Origin of the sequence: Streptomyces albipurpureus (assembly GCF_023701525.1) — a bacterium.
In the GTDB taxonomy this organism is placed as follows: Bacteria; Actinomycetota; Actinomycetes; order Streptomycetales; family Streptomycetaceae; genus Streptomyces; species Streptomyces albipurpureus.
In genome coordinates this window covers 119,573-140,262 of record NZ_JAMQAW010000010.1, presented here as the reverse complement: position 1 = coordinate 140,262, position 20,690 = coordinate 119,573, and the positions used below count along the sequence as shown (strand labels likewise).

General features: G+C 67.6%; 19 protein-coding genes and 1 pseudogene. 11 read left to right on the top strand and 9 right to left on the bottom strand.

What is annotated here, in order from left to right; genetic code table 11:
• Positions 1 to 8 precede the first annotated feature (8 nt).
• The 4 genes from NBG84_RS12665 to NBG84_RS12650 form a co-directional block, all read right to left on the bottom strand.
• On the bottom strand, positions 9 to 599 hold the full coding sequence (locus NBG84_RS12665) for a malonic semialdehyde reductase (protein ID WP_250919480.1): 591 nt from the start codon (positions 597 to 599) through the stop codon (positions 9 to 11).
• A 129-nt stretch (positions 600 to 728) separates the two neighbouring features.
• A complete protein-coding gene (locus tag NBG84_RS12660) occupies positions 729 to 965 on the bottom strand; it encodes an exodeoxyribonuclease VII small subunit (protein ID WP_250919479.1) in 237 nt (78 codons plus the stop codon).
• A gap of 416 nt (positions 966 to 1,381) precedes the next feature.
• Positions 1,382 to 2,590 carry an exodeoxyribonuclease VII large subunit gene (gene xseA, locus NBG84_RS12655; protein ID WP_250919478.1) on the bottom strand — a complete coding sequence of 403 codons (1,209 nt, stop codon included), beginning with the start codon at positions 2,588 to 2,590 and terminating at the stop codon, positions 1,382 to 1,384.
• Between the two features lie 267 nt (positions 2,591 to 2,857).
• Positions 2,858 to 4,285, bottom strand: a complete 1,428-nt coding sequence (locus tag NBG84_RS12650) for an APC family permease (RefSeq protein ID WP_250919477.1) — start codon at positions 4,283 to 4,285, stop codon at positions 2,858 to 2,860.
• 88 nt (positions 4,286 to 4,373) lie between these two features.
• Here NBG84_RS12650 and NBG84_RS12645 point away from each other — a divergent pair, with 88 nt between their 5' ends.
• Together NBG84_RS12645 and ppgK are read left to right on the top strand one after the other, a co-directional pair.
• Positions 4,374 to 5,378, top strand: a complete 1,005-nt coding sequence (locus NBG84_RS12645; RefSeq protein WP_250919476.1) for a 4-hydroxy-3-methylbut-2-enyl diphosphate reductase — start codon at positions 4,374 to 4,376, stop codon at positions 5,376 to 5,378.
• Between the two features lie 30 nt (positions 5,379 to 5,408).
• Positions 5,409 to 6,149, top strand: a complete 741-nt coding sequence (gene ppgK / locus NBG84_RS12640) for a polyphosphate--glucose phosphotransferase (RefSeq protein WP_250919475.1) — start codon at positions 5,409 to 5,411, stop codon at positions 6,147 to 6,149.
• Between the two features lie 124 nt (positions 6,150 to 6,273).
• On the opposite strand, the gene NBG84_RS12635 is transcribed toward ppgK, so the two are convergent.
• A complete protein-coding gene (locus tag NBG84_RS12635; protein ID WP_425608625.1) occupies positions 6,274 to 6,870 on the bottom strand; it encodes a DUF6542 domain-containing protein in 597 nt (198 codons plus the stop codon).
• Between the two features lie 225 nt (positions 6,871 to 7,095).
• Here NBG84_RS12635 and ychF point away from each other — a divergent pair, with 225 nt between their 5' ends.
• Positions 7,096 to 8,184, top strand: a complete 1,089-nt coding sequence (ychF, locus tag NBG84_RS12630) for a redox-regulated ATPase YchF (RefSeq protein WP_250919474.1) — start codon at positions 7,096 to 7,098, stop codon at positions 8,182 to 8,184.
• A gap of 369 nt (positions 8,185 to 8,553) precedes the next feature.
• Here ychF and NBG84_RS12625 read toward each other — a convergent pair whose 3' ends face one another.
• The gene (locus tag NBG84_RS12625; RefSeq protein WP_250919473.1) at positions 8,554 to 9,255 is read right to left on the bottom strand and encodes a hypothetical protein; all 702 of its coding nucleotides are present in this window, start codon (positions 9,253 to 9,255) and stop codon (positions 8,554 to 8,556) included.
• Positions 9,252 to 9,347, bottom strand: a pseudogene (locus NBG84_RS12620) (TIR domain-containing protein); the annotation flags it as partial. The gene NBG84_RS12625 and the pseudogene NBG84_RS12620, both read right to left, overlap by 4 nt.
• Here NBG84_RS12620 and NBG84_RS12615 point away from each other — a divergent pair.
• Both NBG84_RS12615 and NBG84_RS12610 read left to right on the top strand, forming a co-directional pair.
• Positions 9,313 to 9,597, top strand: a complete 285-nt coding sequence (locus NBG84_RS12615; RefSeq protein ID WP_250919782.1) for a hypothetical protein — start codon at positions 9,313 to 9,315, stop codon at positions 9,595 to 9,597. The pseudogene NBG84_RS12620 and the gene NBG84_RS12615 sit on opposite strands and share 35 nt — an antisense overlap.
• Positions 9,598 to 9,659: 62 nt before the next feature.
• On the top strand, positions 9,660 to 11,078 hold the full coding sequence (locus NBG84_RS12610) for a DUF234 domain-containing protein (RefSeq protein ID WP_250919472.1): 1,419 nt from the start codon (positions 9,660 to 9,662) through the stop codon (positions 11,076 to 11,078).
• Positions 11,079 to 11,418: 340 nt separating this feature from the next.
• On the opposite strand, the gene NBG84_RS12605 is transcribed toward NBG84_RS12610, so the two are convergent.
• A complete protein-coding gene (locus NBG84_RS12605) occupies positions 11,419 to 11,763 on the bottom strand; it encodes a DUF4326 domain-containing protein (protein ID WP_250919471.1) in 345 nt (114 codons plus the stop codon).
• Positions 11,764 to 12,181: 418 nt separating this feature from the next.
• Between NBG84_RS12605 and NBG84_RS12600 the strand changes: the two genes are divergently transcribed.
• Positions 12,182 to 13,765 (top strand): S8 family peptidase, encoded by a 1,584-nt coding sequence (locus NBG84_RS12600; RefSeq protein WP_250919470.1) that lies wholly within the window; start codon positions 12,182 to 12,184, stop codon positions 13,763 to 13,765.
• A 326-nt stretch (positions 13,766 to 14,091) separates the two neighbouring features.
• Complete coding sequence (locus NBG84_RS12595; protein ID WP_285366653.1) at positions 14,092 to 15,135, top strand: DUF4190 domain-containing protein; 1,044 nt, start codon at positions 14,092 to 14,094, stop codon at positions 15,133 to 15,135.
• A gap of 373 nt (positions 15,136 to 15,508) precedes the next feature.
• Here the strand turns inward: NBG84_RS12595 and NBG84_RS12590 are convergent, their stop codons facing one another.
• Positions 15,509 to 16,900 carry a glycoside hydrolase family 18 protein gene (locus tag NBG84_RS12590; protein WP_250919468.1) on the bottom strand — a complete coding sequence of 464 codons (1,392 nt, stop codon included), beginning with the start codon at positions 16,898 to 16,900 and terminating at the stop codon, positions 15,509 to 15,511.
• Between the two features lie 277 nt (positions 16,901 to 17,177).
• On the opposite strand from NBG84_RS12590, the gene NBG84_RS12585 reads away from it, so the two are divergent.
• From NBG84_RS12585 to NBG84_RS12570, 4 genes are all read left to right on the top strand, one after another.
• Positions 17,178 to 17,930: a GntR family transcriptional regulator gene (locus NBG84_RS12585; RefSeq protein ID WP_250919467.1), complete on the top strand. Its 753-nt coding sequence runs from the start codon at positions 17,178 to 17,180 to the stop codon at positions 17,928 to 17,930.
• Positions 17,931 to 18,423: 493 nt separating this feature from the next.
• The gene (locus tag NBG84_RS12580) at positions 18,424 to 18,603 is read left to right on the top strand and encodes an SPOR domain-containing protein (protein ID WP_250919466.1); all 180 of its coding nucleotides are present in this window, start codon (positions 18,424 to 18,426) and stop codon (positions 18,601 to 18,603) included.
• Between the two features lie 226 nt (positions 18,604 to 18,829).
• Positions 18,830 to 19,240, top strand: a complete 411-nt coding sequence (locus NBG84_RS12575; protein ID WP_250919465.1) for a (deoxy)nucleoside triphosphate pyrophosphohydrolase — start codon at positions 18,830 to 18,832, stop codon at positions 19,238 to 19,240.
• 888 nt (positions 19,241 to 20,128) lie between these two features.
• Positions 20,129 to 20,545, top strand: coding sequence for an ATP-binding protein (locus NBG84_RS12570; protein ID WP_250919750.1), 417 nt, complete (start codon positions 20,129 to 20,131; stop codon positions 20,543 to 20,545).
• Positions 20,546 to 20,690 lie beyond the last annotated feature (145 nt).

The window sequence follows — 20,690 nt, the reverse complement described above, 5'->3', positions numbered from 1 at the left end:
GGGCGTGCTTACACGCTGGTCACCACGTCGTGGTAGGCGAGCCGGGGTGAGCGCGGGAAGGCGGCGTCTTCGCCCGGCTTGCCGATGTTGACGACCATCAGCGGGGTGTGGTCGTCGTCCAGGAACTCCTTCTGGACACCGGCGGAGTCAAAGCCGGTCATCGGGCCTGCGGCGAGACCCGCGGCGCGCACGCCGACGATGAAGTACGCGGCCTGGAGGGCCCCGTTGAGGCTGGCGGCCTCCTCGCGGACCGGGCGCTCGGCGAAGAAGACATCCTTGGCCTGCGGGAAGTGCGGCAGCAGCGACGGGAGTTCCTCGTGGAACTCATTGTCGGCGGCGAGGATCGCGACGAGTGGCGCGGTGCCGGTCTTGCTCTGGTTGCCCTCCGACATGTGGGAGACCAGTCGCTCGCGGGCCTCTGCCGAGCGGACGAGCACGACGCGCAGGGGGTTCTGGTTGAAGGCCGTCGGTCCGAACTTGACGAGGTCGTAGATCGCCTGAACCTGCTCATCGCTCACCGGCTCGTCGGTGAAGGTGTTGGCAGTGCGCGCCTCGCGGAAGAGGAGGTCCTGGGCGGTGGGGTCAAGGACGATGCTCATGCGTCGGAGTGCCTCTCGGTGCTCGTGGGGGTGTACGACCGGGCATAACCGTAGCTGAGTACATTAAATTTCAACTAATCCGGGATTTGTGACACACCTCACCAGCCGCCACCCGCCCCACCAGGGCTTTTAGGCTTTTCCGCCCTCTTCGTCCTCGGCGTCGGGACCGGCCAGTGCGGCATCCAGGCGCGCGCGTGCGCCCTCCAGCCAGTGGCGGCAGACCTTGGCCAGTTCCTCACCCCGCTCCCACAGCGCCAGTGACTCCTCAAGCGTCGTACCGCCGGCCTCCAGCCGACGCACCACATCGATCAGCTCATCCCTCGCCTGCTCATAACCGAGAGTCGCCTCGTCCGTGTTCGCCGTCATCTCATCCACCCTCGATATCCCTTGAATTTCTTGAATCCCTCGACGCGAGGCCCCGCCTCAGACCCGCGTGACCTCAAGAACCGCACTCCACCGGTACTGCTCCGTACCTGTACCGCTCTTCATGCCTGTACCGCTCTTCATGTGTACTGCTCTGTGCCGTCGTGGCCCCGACGCGGTCCGCGCGCCAAGCCGCCCTTGATACCCCGCCGCCACTCGGACCGCGGCGCGCTCGCCCGGCCGACGCGGCTCTCCCCGTTGGGCGCTCACCCCATCCGGGACCGCGCCCACCGGCCTCATGACCTGGATACGTCGAAATCCGCCTCGCGGACCGCGGCAGCCAGGCCCCTTCCCCGAGTGGCCCCCAATCACCCCCGTACCGGCACATGGGGGAGCCGTCGGCAAGCCCTCTGGCCGCCTCACTCCGCGACCCGCACCGCGAACTCGCCAGCCGACACCCGAGCCCGCAGCTCATCGCCCGCGGCCACCTCACCGGGGGAACGCACCACCGCACCGTCGCCGCGCTGCAACACCGCGTACCCCCGCTCCAGCGTCGCGGCGGGGGAGAGCGACACCACCCGCGCCCTGGTGTGCGCGAGCTCCGAGTCCGCACGGTCCAGAAGATGGCCCAGCACCCGCCGACCGCGCGCCACCAGCGCCTCCACCTCGGCCGCGCGCTCCTCCACCATCCGCTGGGGACGCTCCATCACCGGCCGAGCCAGCGCATGGGCCAACCCGCGCTCCTCCCGCTCCAACACCCCACGGACCGTCCGCAGCGCCCGATCCCGAAGCTGACGCACTCGCTGCAACTCCTCACCGACGTCCGGCACCACCTTCTTGGCAGCGTCGGTCGGGGTCGATGCCCGCAGATCGGCAACCAGATCCAGCAGCGGGGAGTCGGGCTCATGACCGATCGCGGACACCACGGGCGTACGGCACTCATGGACGACGCGCACCAGCCGCTCGTCCGAGAACGGCAGTAGATCCTCCACGCTGCCGCCGCCGCGCGCCACGATGATCACATCCACCGAAGGGTCCTGATCCAGCTCCCGAACAGCCTGGATGACCTGGGCGACGGCATGCACCCCCTGCACGGCCACATTGCGCACCTCGAACCGGACCGCGGGCCAACGTCGTCTGGCGTTCTCCAGAACATCCCGCTCGGCTGCGGAGGCACGGCCGCACACCAGTCCCACCCGGTGCGGCAGGAACGGCAGGGGTTTCTTCCGCTCGGCGGCGAAAAGGCCCTCCGCGCCCAGGGTCCGCTTCAGCTGCTCCAGCCGGGCCAGCAACTCACCGATGCCGACGGGCCTTATCTCCACGGCCCGCAGGGACAGCTGACCCCTCGGCGCGTACCACTCCGGTTTGGCGTGCACCACCACCCTGGCGCCCTCGCTCACCACGTCGGCGACCGCGTCAAAGACCTGTCGGTAGCAGGTGACGGCGACGGAGACATCGTGCGAGGGGTCCCGCAGGGTCAGAAAGACGACCCCCTGTCCCGGGCGCCGGGAGAGCTGGGTGATCTGCCCTTCGACCCAGATCGCCCCGAGCCGGTCGATCCACCCTCCGATGAGCCGGGACACCTCACCGACGGGGAGAGGGGCGTCGGGGGATGTGTTGAGAGCCATACGAACGAGCGTATCGGCCCCCTCCGACATTGCCCGGTGTCTTCCAGGGTGCGCTTCGCCGCCGCGAGCTCTGCGCTCTGCGCATCGAACCCGGGGAGACGCTCCGGGGGACGCTCGAAGGGACGCCTTAAGGGATCACCCCCGACCCCAAGGCGCGGGGCGCATCCACGGCAACCCCGTACGAGGGTCCCGCGACCCGGCTCGATCCGGCCATCAGCTCGGTCCCCAGCCCAGTTCGGTCCAGTTCGGTCCAGCCCGTTCAGCCCGTCAGCCCGTTCGCGGACGCTCACTCCGGGCCCAACGCACCACCAGCACCACCAACGCCACCCCCAGCCACACCGCTCCCACCACCTGCGCCGACCCCGCCGCCCTCGCCATCACCGCGATCAGGATCGCCGCCCCCAGCACCGGCACCACCAGATGCCGGCCCCAATCGATCCGCCCCGTGCCGCCTTCACCGCGCCGCACCACGAACCACCCCACCACACTGGCGTGCAGCAGGACGAACGCCGTCAGCGCCCCGATGTCCACCACCGACACCAGATGGTCGAGCCCGTCGTCCCGCCGGGCCGCCCACACCGCGGCCACCAGCGTCACCACCGCCGCCAGCAGCAGGGCCACGCGCGGCACCCCCGAATCCGTCCGCGCCAGCCCACGCGGCAGCCTGCGGTCCCGCGCCATCGCGAACAGCAGCCGTCCCGCCGCCGCCTGCCCCGCCAACGCCGCGAACGCCGCCCCGATCGCCTTGCTCACCGCGATCAGGTCATGCAGCCAGGTGCCGACCGAGACATCCACCGCTTCATAGAACGCCGCCCCCTGCTTCGCGGGCTCCGCGGCCAACTCCGCCGACGAAACCGGCTGTAGCAGCGCCACCAGATAGGTCTGCGCGATGAACAGCACCCCCGCGAGCACCAGACAGAACAGCACCGCCCGCGCCACCTTGCGCGACCCGCCCGTCACCTCCTCGGCGAAGGACACGATGGCGTCGAACCCCAGATAGGAGAGGACGGCCACCGAGACCGCACCCAGGACGGCGGCCATCGAGAAATCGCCGTCCCCGGTGAAGGGCGAGAACCAGCCGCGCTGCGCCCCGTCCCGCGCCAGCACCACCACCGCCGAGACCACGAACACCACCAGCACCACGATCTCCATCGCCAGCACGGCGAACCCGACCCGGGCGGCGGCCCGCACCCCCCAGAGATTGAGCAGCGTGGTCACCACGACCGCGATCGCCGTCCACACCCACCGATCGACGTCCGGGACCAGGGCCTCCATCGCGATTCCGGCGAACAGATACGCGACCGCCGGAATCAGCAGATAGTCGAGCAGCATCATCCACCCGGCGATGAACCCGAACCGATCCCCGAGCCCCTTGCGCGCATAGGTGAAGACGGAACCGGCCTGCGGAGCGACTCGTACCATCTGCGCGTAGCTCACCGCCGTGAACGCCATCGCGATCGTGGCGACGACATAGACCAACGCGACGGCACCGTGCGATCGGGCGTCCAGAGTGCCGAACACGCCGACGGGAGCCATGGGGGCGATGAACAGCAATCCGTAGACGACGAGGTCGCGGAAGCCCAAGGTGCGCCGTAGTTCCCCGCCCTCCTGACCCGCCCCCTGACCCCTGTCCGCGCCGGCGCCACCGCCGCCCCGCCCCTCTCCGCCCGTCCCAGAGACTCCCGCCGTGGCCATCCGGCCCTCCGTCCGTTCGCTGTCCGCACATCAGTCTTTGCCCAGTCGGTGATCTCCCGCCTCTTCTGAGCGGCCTTACGATGGGTCCATGACTGCTACGCCTACTGCCCGCCGCGTCCTCCTCGCCGCTCCCCGTGGCTACTGCGCGGGAGTGGATCGTGCCGTGATCGCCGTTGAGAAGGCCCTTGAGCAGTACGGCTCACCGATCTACGTCCGCCACGAGATCGTCCACAACAAGTACGTCGTGCAGACCCTGGAGAAGAAGGGCGCGATCTTCGTCGATCGGACGGCGGAGGTCCCCGAGGGCTCCATCGTGATGTTCTCCGCGCATGGCGTCGCCCCCGTCGTCCACGATGAGGCGGCCGACCGCCGACTGGCGACCATCGACGCGACCTGCCCGCTGGTCACCAAGGTGCACAAGGAAGCCGTCCGGTTCGCCAAGGAGGACTACGACATCCTGCTCATCGGCCACGAGGGCCATGAGGAGGTCATCGGCACCTCAGGCGAGGCCCCGGACCACATCACGCTGGTCGACGGCCCGGACGATGTCGCCAAGGTCGAGGTCCGCGATGAGTCCAAGGTCGTCTGGCTCTCCCAGACCACTCTCTCGGTCGACGAGACGATGGAGACGGTGGACCGGCTGAAGGAGAGGTTCCCGCAGCTGATCGCCCCGCCGAGCGACGACATCTGCTACGCCACCTCCAACCGTCAGATCGCGGTCAAGCAGATGGGCGCCGAGGCCGAGCTGGTGATCGTGGTCGGCTCGAAGAACTCGTCGAACTCGGTACGCCTGGTCGAGGTGGCCCTGGGCGCGGGTTCCTCCGCCGCCTATCTGGTCGACTTCGCTGACGAGATCGACGAGGCATGGCTGGAAGGCGTCTCCACGGTAGGGGTCACCTCGGGTGCCTCCGTTCCGGAGATCCTCGTCGAGGGCGTACTGGAATGGCTCTCCCAGCGCGGTTTCGAGGACGTTGAGCTGGTGAAGGCGGCCGAGGAGTCGATCACCTTCTCGCTGCCCAAGGAGCTCCGCCGGGATCTGCGCGCCGAGGCCGCGGAACTGGTTGCCAAGGCATCCGGCGGCTCTGACGCGTGACAGTGCGGAGCTGCCCTTACCGTGGGTTCCATGAACGTGTTCGGAGTGGACATCGGTGGATCGGGAATCAAGGGCGCTCCTGTAGATCTTGAGCGCGGTGATCTGGCAGAGGAACGCCACAAGGTGCTGACACCGCACCCTGCGACGCCCGACGCGGTGGCTGACGGCGTCGCCGAGGTGGTGAAGCACTTCGACTGGTCGGGCCCGGTGGGCATCACCTTTCCCGGCGTCGTCACCCATGGGGTGACCCGTACAGCGGCCAATGTCGACAAGGGCTGGATCGACACGGACGCGGCACAGCTGCTGAGCGAACGGCTGGGGGGCGCCCCGGTCACCCTGCTCAATGACGCGGATGCGGCGGGCATCGCGGAGATGACGTTCGGCGCCGGGCGGGGCCGCACCGGCACCGTGATGATGCTGACCTTCGGTACGGGCATCGGAAGCGCCGTTTTCATGGAGGGGCGACTGCTACCCAATACCGAACTGGGCCATCTGGAGCTCCACGGCCGGGATGCCGAGACACACGCCTCAACGAAGGCGAAGGAGGACGAGGACCTCGGTTGGCATCACTGGGCACGCCGGGTGGAGAAGTACCTGGCCCATGTGGAGATGCTGTTCTCGCCCGAACTGTTCATCATCGGCGGTGGGGTGAGCCGTAAGGCGGATAAGTTCCTTCCGCTCATCGAGGGGATTCGAGCGGAGATCGTTCCGGCGGAGTTGCAGAACAACGCGGGGATCGTCGGCGCGGCCATGGCGTCGAAGGCCGACTAGCAGGCACAGCACCGCGGGGGTCGGCGCAGCCTGTGCCGGGTGCGCCGACCCCCGACACACCAGGCCCATGCCCCGCCAACCGTCAGCGCGCGTTCCGTCGCCGGTGAAGACCCGACCCACGGTGTCACCGGGGCTGATGATGCCCGGGAGGGGTAGCGGGGCTGGTACGCACCCGGCGCTTACGCCGCCCCATCGCCCGGAACTTCCGTACGCAGGTGATCACCCCGGCCACCAGGGTGCCGCCGTAGAGCCACCCGGCGTGGACGGCGAGCGAGGTGACCACGGCCATGATCTGACCGCCGATGCCTCCCTCTCCCCCCGCGATGGGTACGACGCCGACAGCGAAGGCGATGGGCACGCTGATCGGCGCGGTCACCAGGTCCGCTTCCCGCACCCAGAGCGCGGTCAGAGCGCAAACGGGCAGGTAGAAGATCCCGTACACCACGGCGGAGCCGTCGAAGAGCAACCAGTCGAGTGAGCCGATCAACAGCATCGCGATGCTGGCGAAGAGACCGGCCCCCAGACCGGTCAGCCGGGGCGCGGGAAAACGGCGCAGGGCGACGATCAGCGGGGAGTCGGGATGTGCTGGGGCGGGTGGCCGAAGCCCGTACACGGCGGGGCCGTCCACGAGGGCGCTCTGCGGTGAGAGCGGTCCCTGCGGTGACAGAGGGGGCTGCGGCCGTTGCCGGCGCTGGGGATGACTCGTCCTGTGCTGCTCCACGCCACCAAAGTAGGTTGCGAGCGGGGAAGAAGCCGGCACGGGACACGCACTTTGGGGGACCTTGGCGAAGAGTTCGACTCCTGGTCGCACCATGCGGCGTAGGATCCCGTCTCCGCCGGCCTCGGCCCGCCCGTAAACTGAGTGGTCGGCCCTCGTCCGGGCCGACCGAGATCGCCCGGATCGGGCCGGTCTTCACCCAGCATCCCCACTCAGGAAGTCGCCAACGTGTCGCTCACGATCGGAATCGTCGGCCTGCCGAATGTCGGTAAGTCGACCCTTTTCAACGCCCTGACCAAGAACGACGTGCTGGCGGCCAACTACCCGTTCGCCACGATCGAGCCGAACGTGGGTGTGGTCGGAGTTCCCGACGACCGGCTGGCGACGCTGGCGAAGATCTTTGGCTCGCAGCGCGTCCTTCCGGCCACCGTCGACTTCGTGGATATCGCCGGCATCGTGCGCGGTGCCAGCGAAGGAGAGGGGCTGGGAAACAAGTTCCTGGCGAACATCCGCGAGTCCGATGCGATCTGCCAGGTCATCCGCGCCTTCAAGGATGACAACGTGGTGCATGTCGACGGCAAGGTCTCGCCGAAGGACGACATCGAGACAATCAACACCGAGCTGATCCTCGCGGACCTCCAGTCGGTGGAGAAGGCCGTTCCACGACTGACGAAGGAATCCCGCCTCCAGAAGGAGAAGGTGGCGGTGCTGGCAGCGGTTGAGGCCGCCCAGAAGATCCTGGAGTCGGGGCAGACCCTGTTCTCGGCCGGCGTCACCAAGGGCACCGAGCAGGGCGCGCTGCTGCACGAGCTGCATCTGCTGACCACCAAGCCGTTCCTCTACGTCTTCAACGTGGACGAGGACGAACTGGTCGACGAGGACTTCAAGAACGAGCAGCGCGCACTCGTCGCCCCCGCGGAGGCGATCTTCCTCAACGCCAAGATCGAGTCCGAGCTGATCGAGTTGGACGACGAGGAGTCGCTTGAGCTCCTTCAGTCCATGGGCCAGGAGGAGCCGGGCCTGGCCACTCTGAGCCGAGTCGGCTTCGACATCCTCGGCCTCCAGACCTACCTCACGGCAGGCCCCAAGGAAACCCGCGCCTGGACCATCAGGAAGGGCGCGACGGCTCCTGAGGCCGCCGGTGTGATCCACACCGACTTCCAGAAGGGCTTCATCAAGGCGGAGGTCATCTCCTTCGGCGACCTGGTCGACACGGGGTCGGTCGCCGAGGCCCGCGCCAAGGGGAAGGCGCGCATGGAGGGCAAGGACTATGTGATGCAGGACGGGGACGTGGTGGAGTTCCGGTTCAATGTGTGATCGATGCCTTACGTAATGTGACGCGATCTCGCAGGTGTGCAGTTCAGAAGGGGTCCGACTCTTCGGGGTCGGGCCCTTGGGCTTTCCCATGCGGGGACGGTGCAGGGCCAGGGTGGCTCCCGTGCTGGTTCATGGGCCGCAGCTCCGTAGGGGGTCGGGGCAGTCGAGCAGTCCGCGCTCACACGTTCTTCACGGCTCCGAAGGCCTTCGCGGAAACACATTCGCACCTCCCGCTCCCTCTCCTCCCCGCCTTTGTCCGGGCCGGCGTCCCCGCGAGTGACGGTTCTGCCCAGTTCCCGGGGACAGGGAAGGGCTCCCCGTCGCAGTGTGCGGCGAAGGGGAGCCATGGAGAGCCGGCGGCAGACCGGATCAGCTTCCGTCCTCGTCATCCTCCTCCCGTGCGCGCGGTGCGGCGGGCTCCTCCCGTGCGCGCGGTGCGGCGGGCCGGTGCGGGCTGCCGGACGGAGGTGTCATGCCGTCCTCGCTCGTCTCCTGCCGGCCTTGGTTCCTTTCGCCCGTATCGATCTTTGCCGCCCCCGGCGTGAACGTGCCCGCGTCGGTGAATGGCGAGCTCTCCGGGTCTGGGAAGCGCGGCGGCCAGGGCCCTGTGGCGCCCCCCTCGCCCGAAGGCCCGTCCTCCGGCCCCTCGCCGCCGTCCTCGTCGGGCTCCGGGAGAAGGGTCCGCCTGATCTCCTCCGCGGCCTCGTCCAGCCCCGCTGCTTCCAGGCTCCGCACCACACGGTGCACGAACACCGTGTACTCGTCCATGTCCGGCTTCAGGCCCACCGCCGCCAGCAACAGGAGGAGCCGATCCGAAACCCCTACTTCCTCCTCGCGGTCGAACATCGCTCCTCCCCGGCCGTGTCCGTCCCAGGCGGCGATGCGGTAGCCCGCCGGCGAAACGAACCGGTCGGCCAGGCGCATCCGGTCCTCGCGGATGATCCGGAGGGACTCGGCCCCTTTGCGGATCATCCAGTCCGCACCGACGCCGTAGAAGACGTACTGGGGCCCCAAGCCGTTGTTCACCGGGCCATGCGGATCGTTGACGGTGACGTGGTCCTGCTCGGTCATCGTCCGCCGTCCGAGCGCCGGCGCTCGCGCTCGAAGCGCTGGTGGACCGTACCGCTGTTGTCGCGTGCGGTGAACTGGACCCCGGTGTTGTCTGGCGAGGGCAGACCGCTTCGGGGGCTGACCAGGCGGCTGCTGGAGTCCGTGCTCCAGGGGGAGATCGCCGACCACCTCCTCGGTGTCCGCCTGGACAGCGAAAGCGTGAACTCTGACGACCGCATCGGCGTGGCCGGTGCACTCGCGTTCGTCTGGGATGTCCGGCTGGGCCCTGCTGTGCGCGACCGGTCCGGTGCCGTTCGGCACGCAGACTCATGGCTCCGTGAGGGTGAACGGCAGCTGACATGATTGCTCACTAACATCTATGTTAGTAACTTTCTTGTTAGTGTCATGCGCGGAGGTTGGTGGTCATGGCGGACTTCGTAGGTCGTCGGCAGGAGCTGGCGGCATTGGAGCGAGAACTGCAGAAGGTGGCGGCAGGGGCTGGTGGGGAGCGGCCCGGACGATGCGTGATGTTGCGTGGGCGGCGCCGGGTGGGTAAGTCGCGCCTGGTCGAGCGGTTCGCGGAGCGCTCCGGGGCCCCGTTCCTGTTCTACGCGGCCACTGGTGCGTCCCCTGGCGGTGACCTCGCACGGCTCGCCCGGGACGCCCGAGCATCGACGCTGCCGATGGCGCGGCTCGTGGCCGCTGCCCGGCCGGAGAGCTGGGACGCCGCGTTCGACGTGCTGGCCGCGGCGCTGCCCGCCGACCGGGCGAGCGTGCTGGTCATCGACGAGGCGCCCTACCTGATGGACGCCGATGGCGCCTTTGAGGGGATGCTGCAACGGGCCTGGGATCGGGTACTGGAGACCAAGCCGGTGCTGCTGGTCCTCATCGGCTCCGATCTGTCGATGATGGAGGCCTTGAACAGCTACGGGCGCCCCTTCCATCAGCGCGGCCGGGAGATGGTGCTGGGGCCGCTGAACCCCGCCGAGGTGGGGGAGATGCTCGGGTTGGAACCGGCGGAAGCCTTCGATGCCGCACTGGTCACCGGTGGGTTGCCGCTGATCTGCGCGGAGTGGCCGCGAGGCGCAGGGCTGTGGGACTTCCTCGACGAGGCACTGAGTGACCCGGTCTCGGCCCTGCTGGTGTCGGCCGAGCGCTCGCTGGCTGCCGAATTCCCTCCGCAGGCCCAGGCGCGTACGGTGCTGGCGGCTATCGGCAGTGGCGAGCGGACCTTCACCAACATCGCCCGGGCGGCCGGCGGAATCGGGGCCACGCCCCTGCAGAGAGCCCTGGAGCTGCTTACGGGCAAGCGGATCGTCGCAGCGGAGCTGCCCGTATCGCTGCGTGCCTCGAAGGATCGCCGCTACCGGGTGGCCGATCCCTACCTGCGGTTCTGGCTGCACCTGCTCGGCCCGTCCATGGAGGAGATCGAGCGGGGGCGGGGCGATCTCACCTTGGCGCGCATCCGGGAGAACTGGACCAGCTGGCGCGGCCGAGCCATCGAGCCCCTTGTCCGCGAGGCCCTGGCGCGGATACTGCCCGATGGCAGGCTGCCTGCGGCCCCCGCGGTGGGCGGTTACTGGACCCGTACCAACGACGTCGAGATCGACATCGTCGGGGCGGACCGCTCCCCCATCGCCAAGGAACTCCTCTTTGTCGGCTCCATCAAGTGGCTGGAACGGTCGCCCTTCGACCGGCACGACCTGGCAGCTCTCCATCGACACCGGGCCGCCCTCACCGGCGAACCTGTTCCAGTCCTGGCGGTCTCGCGCAGCGGGGTCGACTGTCCAGGGCTTGGTGCCGCCTATGGTCCAGGCGATTTGCTGATCGCCTGGCAGCGGTAGGCGGCGGATGGCAGACGAGGCGAGGGAGTTGGGCAGTGCGATCGGGCCGCAGCCGTGGCAGAGGATTCCCACGAATTGATCGCGTACACGACGGGTCATCGTCAACCCGCAGGCGGATGACTCCTGGGTGTACTGGACCCTCGCCGCGCGAGAGCGGACTCACGGCAGCGGGCTCGGGTTTGTGTGAGTCCACACTCAGGTTCTATGAGCGATTTGCGCCTTGAGTGTTGAGGACTGTGACGGGCCTGGCGCGGTGCGGGTGATGGTGGCGTACGTGTGGGCGTGGAGACGGTGGGCGCGACGATTCGCCTTTCCGTACCACCCATGAACGCCTCCGCCTTCACGCTCCACCGATATCCGTCCCCGTATCGGTTCCCGCCCCCGCGTCCGCCAGTTCGGCGATGACCTCCGCATGGCATTTCTCCGGGACGCACCAGCAGCCCAGCCGCTGCCCGCGCAGCTCGGGGAGGAGGGCGAGCAGTTCTGGGTGGGCCAGTAGATGGGCGCGGTACTTCTCGACGACCTCCTCGCGGGTGCCGTCCGCGCCGGGGCGGTAGGGGCTCGCGAGCGGGGAGCCGTCGAGATGCCAACCGCCGCGATGCATGGGCCGGCCCACGTACACCACATCGGCATATTCGGGGTCTCCCCGATGGCCCTTCAGATTGATCACCGTCGTTCTGTCCACAACAGAATCTTGCTGCCCTCGATGAGTCTTCGCGAGAGGAAGTCGGGCGTCCGCCCATGTGCGGGGCTCGGCGGACCTCTGGGGCTTGCGCGAAGGGCGGCGGGAACGCCCATCGACGCAGGTCGGCAGGGTTCATCTGGAAGGGGGCGGTCACTCGCGCCCGGTCGGGCAGGGCGGGGGATCGGCGAGGCTCCAGTGCCCTGTCCGAGGTTGTCCAGGCGCCGTTAACGCCCAGTGACATGTGTGGCGCACGTGTTACATCGTCGTCCGCACCCTTGTGGGATTCCTATGGATCGGCCAATCTTTCGCTCGACGGCAGGGCATGTACATGGCGAACTCGCCGCGCATTGCCAGGAGTCTGTTGTCATGCACCTGACTACGCTCATGTTCTGTGCCACTACTGAGGAGGACCCCTCACATGTCAGTGCCGCGCACCCCGCGTCGAAGACTTACTGCGATCAGTGCCATCGCAGTTGCCGCACTCGCCTTCGGCGCCGTCTCCGCTCTGCCGGCAACCGCCGCCACCGGAGCTGAGCGAGCACCGGAAGGGACCATCCAGAACGCGGGCGCCCCCGGCGTCATCAAGGACAGCTACATCGTCACCCTGCGCGACTCCGCCGCCGATGCCGCGTCCCCGGCAGGCAAGGCCCTCGCAGCCGAGTACGGTGCGAAGATCCGGCAGACGTACCACGAGGCGTTGAACGGATACGCCGTCCAGATCTCCGAGGCCCAGGCCAAGAAGTTCGCCGCGGACCCCGCGGTCGCGTCCGTCGCGCAGAACCGCGTCTTCACGGTGGCCGCCACCCAGCCCAACCCGCCGTCCTGGGGCTTGGACCGGATCGACCAGCGCGGGCTCCCCCTCGACGCCAGCTACACCTACCCCGACACCGCGGGCGAGGGGGTGACCGCCTACATCATCGACACCGGTGTACGGATATCGCACGGTGACTTCGGCGGTCGGGCCAGCGACGGCTATGACGCCGTCGACAATGACAACGTCGCCCAGGACGGCAACGGGCACGGTACCCATGTCGCCGGAACGGTCGCCGGAACCGCCCATGGCGTCGCCAAGAAGGCGAAGATCGTCGGTGTCCGGGTCCTCAACAACGCCGGTTCGGGTACGACCGCGGGCGTTGTCGCCGGCATCGACTGGGTGACCCAGAACGCGGTCAAGCCGGCCGTCGCCAACCTCAGTCTCGGTGGCGGCGCCGACGCCACACTCGATGCGGCCGTACGGAACTCCATCGCCTCCGGCGTCACCTATGCGATCGCCGCCGGCAACTCCAACGCCAACGCCGTCAACTACTCACCCGCACGGGTCACCGAGGCCATCACCGTCGGCTCCACGACCAACACCGACGCCCGCTCCAGCTTCTCCAACTTCGGCACCGTGCTGGACATCTTCGCTCCCGGCTCGTCCATCACCTCCGCCTGGCACACCGGCGACGCGGCAACCAACACCATCTCCGGTACGTCGATGGCGGCCCCGCATGTCGCCGGTGCTGCCGCCCTCTACCTCGCGGCCAACCCCAATGCGACCCCCGCGCAGGTCTCCACGGCCCTGACCACGGCCGCGACCCCCTCCGTGGTCGGCTCGCCGGGTACGGGATCCCCGAACCGGCTGCTCTACGTCGGCACCGGCAACACCAACCCGCCGGGCAAGAGGTTCGAGAACCTCACCGACTACGCGATCAACGACAACGCCACCGCCGAGTCCCCCGTCACGGTGAGCGCGGTCGCCGGGAACGCTCCGGCGGCGCTCAGCGTGCCGGTTGACATCAAGCACACCTACATCGGTGACCTGCGGATCGATCTCGTGGCGCCGGACGGAACCGTCTACAACCTCAAGGCGTACGGGGCGGGCGGCAGCACCGACAACGTCAACACCACCTACTCGGTGAACGCATCGTCGGAGGTCGCCAACGGAACCTGGAAGCTACGGGTCAGCGACAACGCCGCGCAGGATGTCGGCAAGATCGACTCCTGGGCTCTCCAGTTCTGATCCCCATGCGGCTTCTGATCCCTATGCCGCGGCGCGCTGACAACGCAGTATCAGAACTGCTGTAGGGAAGTGCAGTTACTGCTCAGGGTGGGGGCGGTCGCCATGGCGACCGCCCCCTTCCGGTGCCGGACCCGGCGCGGAGTGGACTATTGGTCGGTCTATACGATTTCGGCCTACCCCTGGCCCACTTCATTTCCGACGAGGAGCGCCGTTCCGTGGACCCATCGCAGCAGGGCGGACAGCAGCCGCACCAGCCGCCCCCAGCGCAGCAGCCACACCCGGCGTACCAGCCGAATCAGCCGTACCCATCATTCCCGACCGTACCCATGGTGCCGCCGACCCCCCCGGTGAACGGGCTTTCCATCGTCTCCCTGGTGAGTGGCATCGTCTGTTGTGTGCCACCGCTCGGTCTGATCTTCGGGCTGATCTCCCTGTCGCAGATTCGCCGTAGGGGTGAGCGCGGGAAGGGCATGGCGATAGCCGGCACGATTCTCTCGGCCCTCAGCACCCTCTTGACCCTCACTCTGCTGGTGACCGGATTTCTGGGCAGTGCCTGGGAGGGGTTCAAGGACGAGATGGATGAGACGTCCCGTTCCCGTAGCACCCTGGATCTTCGCGCGGGCGACTGCTTCAACCTGCCGGGCCGGGGCGCGAGCGAGGAGAAGGAGACCGAAGCCGTCGAGGCGGTGGACTGCGACGGCGAACACCAGGCTGAGATCGCGGGTGATCTCAAGATCACGGGGTTCGATGGCTTCCCCGGTGCCCGTCGACTGGAGACCCTGGCGGAGAAGAGCTGCCAGGAGATCAATGACGACTACGCCATGGACCACTGGGAGGTCCCGGGCAATATGGACTATTACTACTACCTTCCCACTCGGGAGAGTTGGCGTCTTGGCGACAGAAAGATCACTTGCGGTTTCGCCACCGCGAAGGGCGAGACGACGTTGGGTTCCGTACGCCGTGACGCCTCGGTTCTCGATCCTCACCAGCAGGCCTATCTCCGGGCCGAAGGCGCGGTACTGCAAGCCCACTATCTGATGCCGGATGCCGAGTTCGCCCAGGAGGTGCGGGCGCATCAGCAGTGGGCGGGGAAGATGGCCGGCGCCTTCACCGCTCAGGCGCGGGCCCTGCGTCAGTACGACTGGCCGCCGAGCGTGTCCGGCGCCGCGATCCGGCGCGCGCAGGAATTCGAACGAGCCGGCACCCATTGGGAGAAGGCGGCTCTGGCCAAGAATGAGGAGAGTTTCTGGGAGCACACCCAAGTGGGTGACAACGCGCTCAGGGAGAAGACGGAGATCGCCATCCGGGACGCCATCGGCCTGACCACCGTACCGCCGATCGATGAGACCGAGGACGACAGTTCCCTCTAGTGGTGACGGCGGCCGGAACCGCGTCACGAGGGATGTATCCCCTGGGCGCGGTCAATGGCCGACTCGGCGGACACGATCTGCGGGGGCGTGCTCCCGTCCCGTGCAGGTTGCCGTGCGGAGCACTCCTCCCGGTGCCTCAGCGGAGTCCGCCTCGTGGGTGGTTGCTCACGGCGCGTCAACGGGTTGTCCTCCAGTGCGGCGGACGGTCTGCCTCCGCGGACGTGCATACGGAGGTGGGTGCGCAGGTGGGTGCGGACACGGCCCCGACGGATGACGGCGTACGGAAGAGGCCGGTGCTCCAAGGCCGTCGACAGCCTGGAACACCGACCTCGTTCCGGTCGCTCCCCGGACACCGTCCGGGGAGCGCGTATCGTCAGCGGCGCTTGAGCCCGCGGTCGATGGCGCCCATCAGCTCGCCATCCGCGGTGTCGCCGTCGAGGGACCAGATCATGGCTCCGCCGAGACCCTCCTCACGGATGTACTCGGTCTTGGCGCGCAGCACCTGCGGGTCGTCGTACGTCCACAGGGTGGTGCCGTCGAAGAGCCAGGCGTGCCCGTTCTTCTTGTCGCGGTGGACCTTGTACGTTCCCGAATCGGCGAGCTTCTTGAGGGCCTTGTAGTCCTCGTAACCTGCCTGGTATGTCGCCGGCGCGGGACGGGCCGCCGGCTGGTTCAGGCCATCACCGCCGCCGGTCACCCCGGTCCAGCCCTGACCGTAGAAGGGCATACCCATCACCAGCTTGCGGGCGGGTGCGCCGCGATCCAGCCAGTCGTTTACCGTCTGGTCGACGCTCCAGTCGTTCTTCGCCCTCAGCGCGGACTGCTGGTTGGTGTTTGCCTCGCCCGAGACATGGAAGTCGTAGCCCTGGAGGTTGACCCAGTCCAGGTCACGCATGATCTTGCGGACCTCGAAGCCCGCGTCGATCTTGGGAGTGGCGGTCGGGACAAAGGCCGAGAGGTCGTAGTGCTTGGCCTTCTTGCCCTTCCGCTGGGCCTCGCTCTTGGCGTAGGCGTCGAGCTGGTTGCGGAACTCCTTCACCACGGCGGTGAAGTTCTTCTTGTCCTCGGGGCGGTACGGGGTGTCGGCGTCGCCCGACGAGGCGGGCCACTCCCAGTCGAGGTCGATGCCGTCGAAGACCCCGGCCGCCGCGCCGACTCCGCCGCGCGTGCCGTCCACGGGCAGATTGCCCTTGATGTAGAGGTCGATGCAGGAGGAGACGAACGCCTTGCGGGACTCGGGGGTGAGGACCGCGTTGGAGAAGTGGGTGGACCAGCTCCAGCCGCCGAGCGAGATCAGTGCCTTCAGACCGGGGTGCTTGGCCTTCAGCTCAGCCAGCTGGTTGAAGTTTCCAGCGAGCGGCTGGGTCCAGTCGTCCGCGACACCGTCGACGGAGTTGGCCGCATCCACCGGGCGTACGTAGTCGGCCCAGGAGTCACCCTCGCCGGGCACGTTCGGTATGTAGCACTTGCCGTCGGGGCTGACATTGCCGAAGGCGTAGTTGATATGGGTGAGCTTGGCTGCCTGACCGGTCTTGTCCATGTCTTTGACCTGGAAATTGCGACCGTAGATACCCCACTGAGTGAAGTAGCCGATGCGCTTGTACGAGCGCTTGTCGTCGTCATCGTCACCTTGGGAGGCCAGGGCGGCTACTCGTGAGGTGGCGGCCGTACCTGCCGGGTCGGCTGTTGCCGCGGGGGCGACGGTCGCGACCAGGGAGAGCGAGCAGACGGCAACTGCCGTACGAACAAGGGTTCTTCGACGCATGTTACTCATTCCTGTGTGTGTCTCGACGTGGTCGTGCGCCGGGACATCTCCGTGAACGGGCGTCGTGCAGCTCAGGACGGTATTGGTCTGTACCAATAAGGTCAATGGTTTGGTAATGGAGGATCGGCCGTATCCGCGATACGTGACGGCTGAGGCGCATGGGAATCGGGCGTAGGGGCCCAAGTCATCACTTCGAGTGAAACTCTGGCCCACAGTTGCGGGCAACAACCTGGCGTTGCCACCCTGTTGCTGTCTGTCAGGACGAGGGGAGTGGTCAGTGACATTCGGTGAGCAGCCCGCCTATCTGCGCGTTGCCGGCGACCTTCGACAGAAGATCGTCGAGGGTTCTCTGCCGCCGCACACCCGTCTTCCCTCACAGGCTCGAATCCGTGAGGAGTACGGAGTCTCGGACACGGTCGCGCTGGAAGCGCGCAAGGTCCTGATGGCCGAAGGTCTGGTCGAGGGGCGCTCGGGGTCTGGCACCTATGTCCGGGAGCGCCCGGTCCCACGGCGTATCTCCCGTTCGGGCTACCGCCCTTCGTCCGGCGCCAACCTCTTCCGCCAGGAGCAGGCGGAGCAGGGTGCCCGCAGCACCTGGGCGTCACGTAGCGAGCAGGAGGCGGCGAGCGCGGAGATCGCTGCCCGGCTCGATGTTGAGATCGGGGCGCGGGTGATGCGGACGCGCTATGTCTTTCGGGACGGTGGAGAAGCCACGATGCTCTCCACCTCGTGGGAACCGCTGTCGGTCACCGGCCGGACACCGGTGATGCTGCCCGAGGAGGGCCCGCTGGGTGGGCGTGGTGTGGTCGAGCGGATGGCGGCCATCGACGTCATCGTGGACAACGTCTCGGAGGAGGTCGGCGCTCGACCGGGGTTGGCGGAAGAGCTCTTGGCGCTTGGGGGGGTACCCGGGCATGTGGTGATGGTGGTGGAGCGTACGTACTACGCATCCGGGCGAGCGGTTGAGACCGCGGATGTTGTCGTCCTCGCGGATCGGTTCCGGGTTGCCTACCACCTCCCGGTGAAGTGAGCCCGGAGCGCCGCGCGCGATGTGTGCGGTGACCCCCTTCTGCTGAACTGCGGTGCTGTGTTCTGGTCAATCACGGCTCTGGCGATGGCGTCCTCACCCGTGGACGGAGTCTTCGGCGGCGTGAGTCTTCGGTGGCTGGCGCCTTCGGTCGATGGCGGGTGGCGGTGTCGATGGGGCGTCAGATGTGTGGATGCCTGCCCGGATGGGCGCCGGCCCGGGTGGATTGCCGGTTGCTTGCGGGTGCCGGCCTTCGTGGGCGAGGGGCGGCCACGGGAAAAGTGCCGAAGTAGGTGCGGTCGAAGAGATCGGGAGGGCAAGGTGGGGTCCGAGTCGGCTTCATGGGGCGCATTCTCAGGTTTACGCCCCCTGATTCCTGTCTCTTTGTGTAAACCCGTATCCGCTGAGTGAAGGTCAGGCGTAGGCTCGGGCATATGCGCACTGCGGTTTCCTGGCGATTTTTACGGTCAGATGGATCAACTGATGGAGGGGTGCGATGAGTGACACCAGCGCTGTGCTCCCCTGGCTCGTCATACGCCAGGACGACAACGGCAATCGCTATCGCGTCGGTCGGTACGCCACCGAGGACGAGGCTCAGCGGATGGTCACTTCACTCGACCGCAAGGGGAACAAACAGCTCTACTGGGTCGAGCGCATTGGGCGCACCACCCTCTGAGCGGAGTGCTGAAGTGAACACCGGCGGACCGTTCGCTCGAACATATCCTCAGCCCGGTGCGTCGGTGCCCGATACGGCGGGTGCGGCTCAGCTTCCAGAGAGGGCACCTGGCGGCTCCATGGGCAGCTCCTTCGTGGGTTTCTTGAGTGAGCGCCTCGCGGGCCTTCCCTGGGACGGCCGTCGTATTCGAGCAGGCCGTGGAATCCGGCGCAGTACGCTCGCGCATATGACTGATCGCGTGGTGGTGGCCGGAGCCCTCTATGACCGCGGGCGGTTGCTGGCGGCCCGTCGTAGCGCACCTGAGGAACTGGCCGGCCGATGGGAACTGCCGGGCGGCAAACTGGAGCCGGGGGAGCGTCCCGAGGACGCTCTCGTCCGTGAGCTGCGTGAAGAACTGGGTGTCGAGGCGGAGCCCTTGGCGCGGATCCCCGGTGAGTGGCCGCTCAAGCCTGGATATGTGCTGCAGGTGTGGACGGCCCGACTCGTCGCAGGTGAGCCTCAGCCACTGGAAGACCATGACGCCCTGCGCTGGCTCACGCCCGATGAGACCGACACCGTGGACTGGCTTGACCAGGACCGCCCCGCGGTGGCCGAAGCTGCCCGGCTGCTTCGCGGTGCCTGGCAACCGGAGAAGTGAGCAGTGCAGTGAGGGGCGCCATCGGCCGTGGGCGTTCGGTCGTCTGGTCGTTCGTGTGGGCGAGCGTTCCGGTCGGTGGGAGTTCGGGGCGGCCGGTGACGGGTGCTGTGAGGGTCGGGTGCTGTGAGCGTCGGGTTCGGGTGACCCCCTCAGTTGAGGGGTGGGCGCGTGGGTACCGGTACCGGCCCAAGGCGGGGCGGTCTGGGATGTGTGTCCCGGGACCGGTGGGCCGTGAGGTGCCTCCGTCCTTGGCCGAACCGTCTGGCGAACGGCTCTGAGGGCGAAGGCATGCGCAGTCATGTCTGCTTCTGGGCTGTGTAGGTGATGCGTGGGCGGTGGAAGCGTGGTGCCAGGCGAAAGACGGTGAGGAGCGCCCCGCCGCGGGTGGCCCGGCCCCAACCGAGAGCCGGCTGCTGGGTACTCGGCTCCGCGGTTACCGGCTCCCGGCTCTCTCCGGACGGTCGGACGGCGGGTGGGCTGCTGTACCGGATGATGGTTTGAGTGCCGGGTTGAGTGCTGGGTTGAGTGGCAGTTTGGGCGGCGGCTTGAGCGGCGGTTTGGGCGGCGCTTGAGTGACGGCTTGAGTGCTGGGTTGAGTGGCGGGTTGGGCTGGATGGCCCCGACGGGACGCAGCCCAAATGGGTGGGCCGGCCCACCCGAGCTAGCGGGTGCGCTGCCTGTCCATCCCCCGCAAGCACCCACAGGTGAGAGTGGCTCAGTCCCGCAGACCGGTGTCCGAGCCGGCGAAAGGCGGCCCCATCTCCCCGTACGCCGTTTGCGCCAACGGCCAGCTGCTTGCCGGTTCGATCGCGATACCGTGCCCCAAATATCGGGTATGTGCTGATTGACCCCCCTGTAAGGGATGCGGGTCTGCTGCTGATCCGGGAAGTGAGCGGCGTGATCGACATCGACGGAACACGCGCCGAGTGGACCTTCCCCGCCGAGGCCAATGCCGTACGCGCCGCTCGCCATGTCGTACGTGACACCCTGCGGACCTGGGGCCTGGATCCGGGCGTTCGTGATGTGACCGTACTGCTGGTCAGCGAGCTGGTGACCAACTCCTTGCGCTATGCCTCGGGCCCCATCGGCGTTCGTCTCATACATCGGGAACCGACTGAGAGCGCTCCCTTCCTCCTCGTTGAGGTGTCCGATCCGCTGCCAGATCCTCCTACGGAAAGGGCCGCGTCGCCCGATGACGAAGGCGGGCGTGGGCTGCAACTTGTCGCGCGCTCTACCCGGCGATGGGGGACTAGGCGGGACACTGGGGGTAAGACCGTGTGGTTCGAGCTGGCACTGACTGGTTAAAAGTGTGAAGGGACAACGATCACAGCTCGTTCGGCGCAAAATGAACGAGACCGTGCTGTGATCGTGAACGCCGTGTGCGTCAGAGCCGTAGTGCTGAATACTGCGGTCATGGCCGGTCCGGTGCGGTGAGCTGGAGGGGACGGTC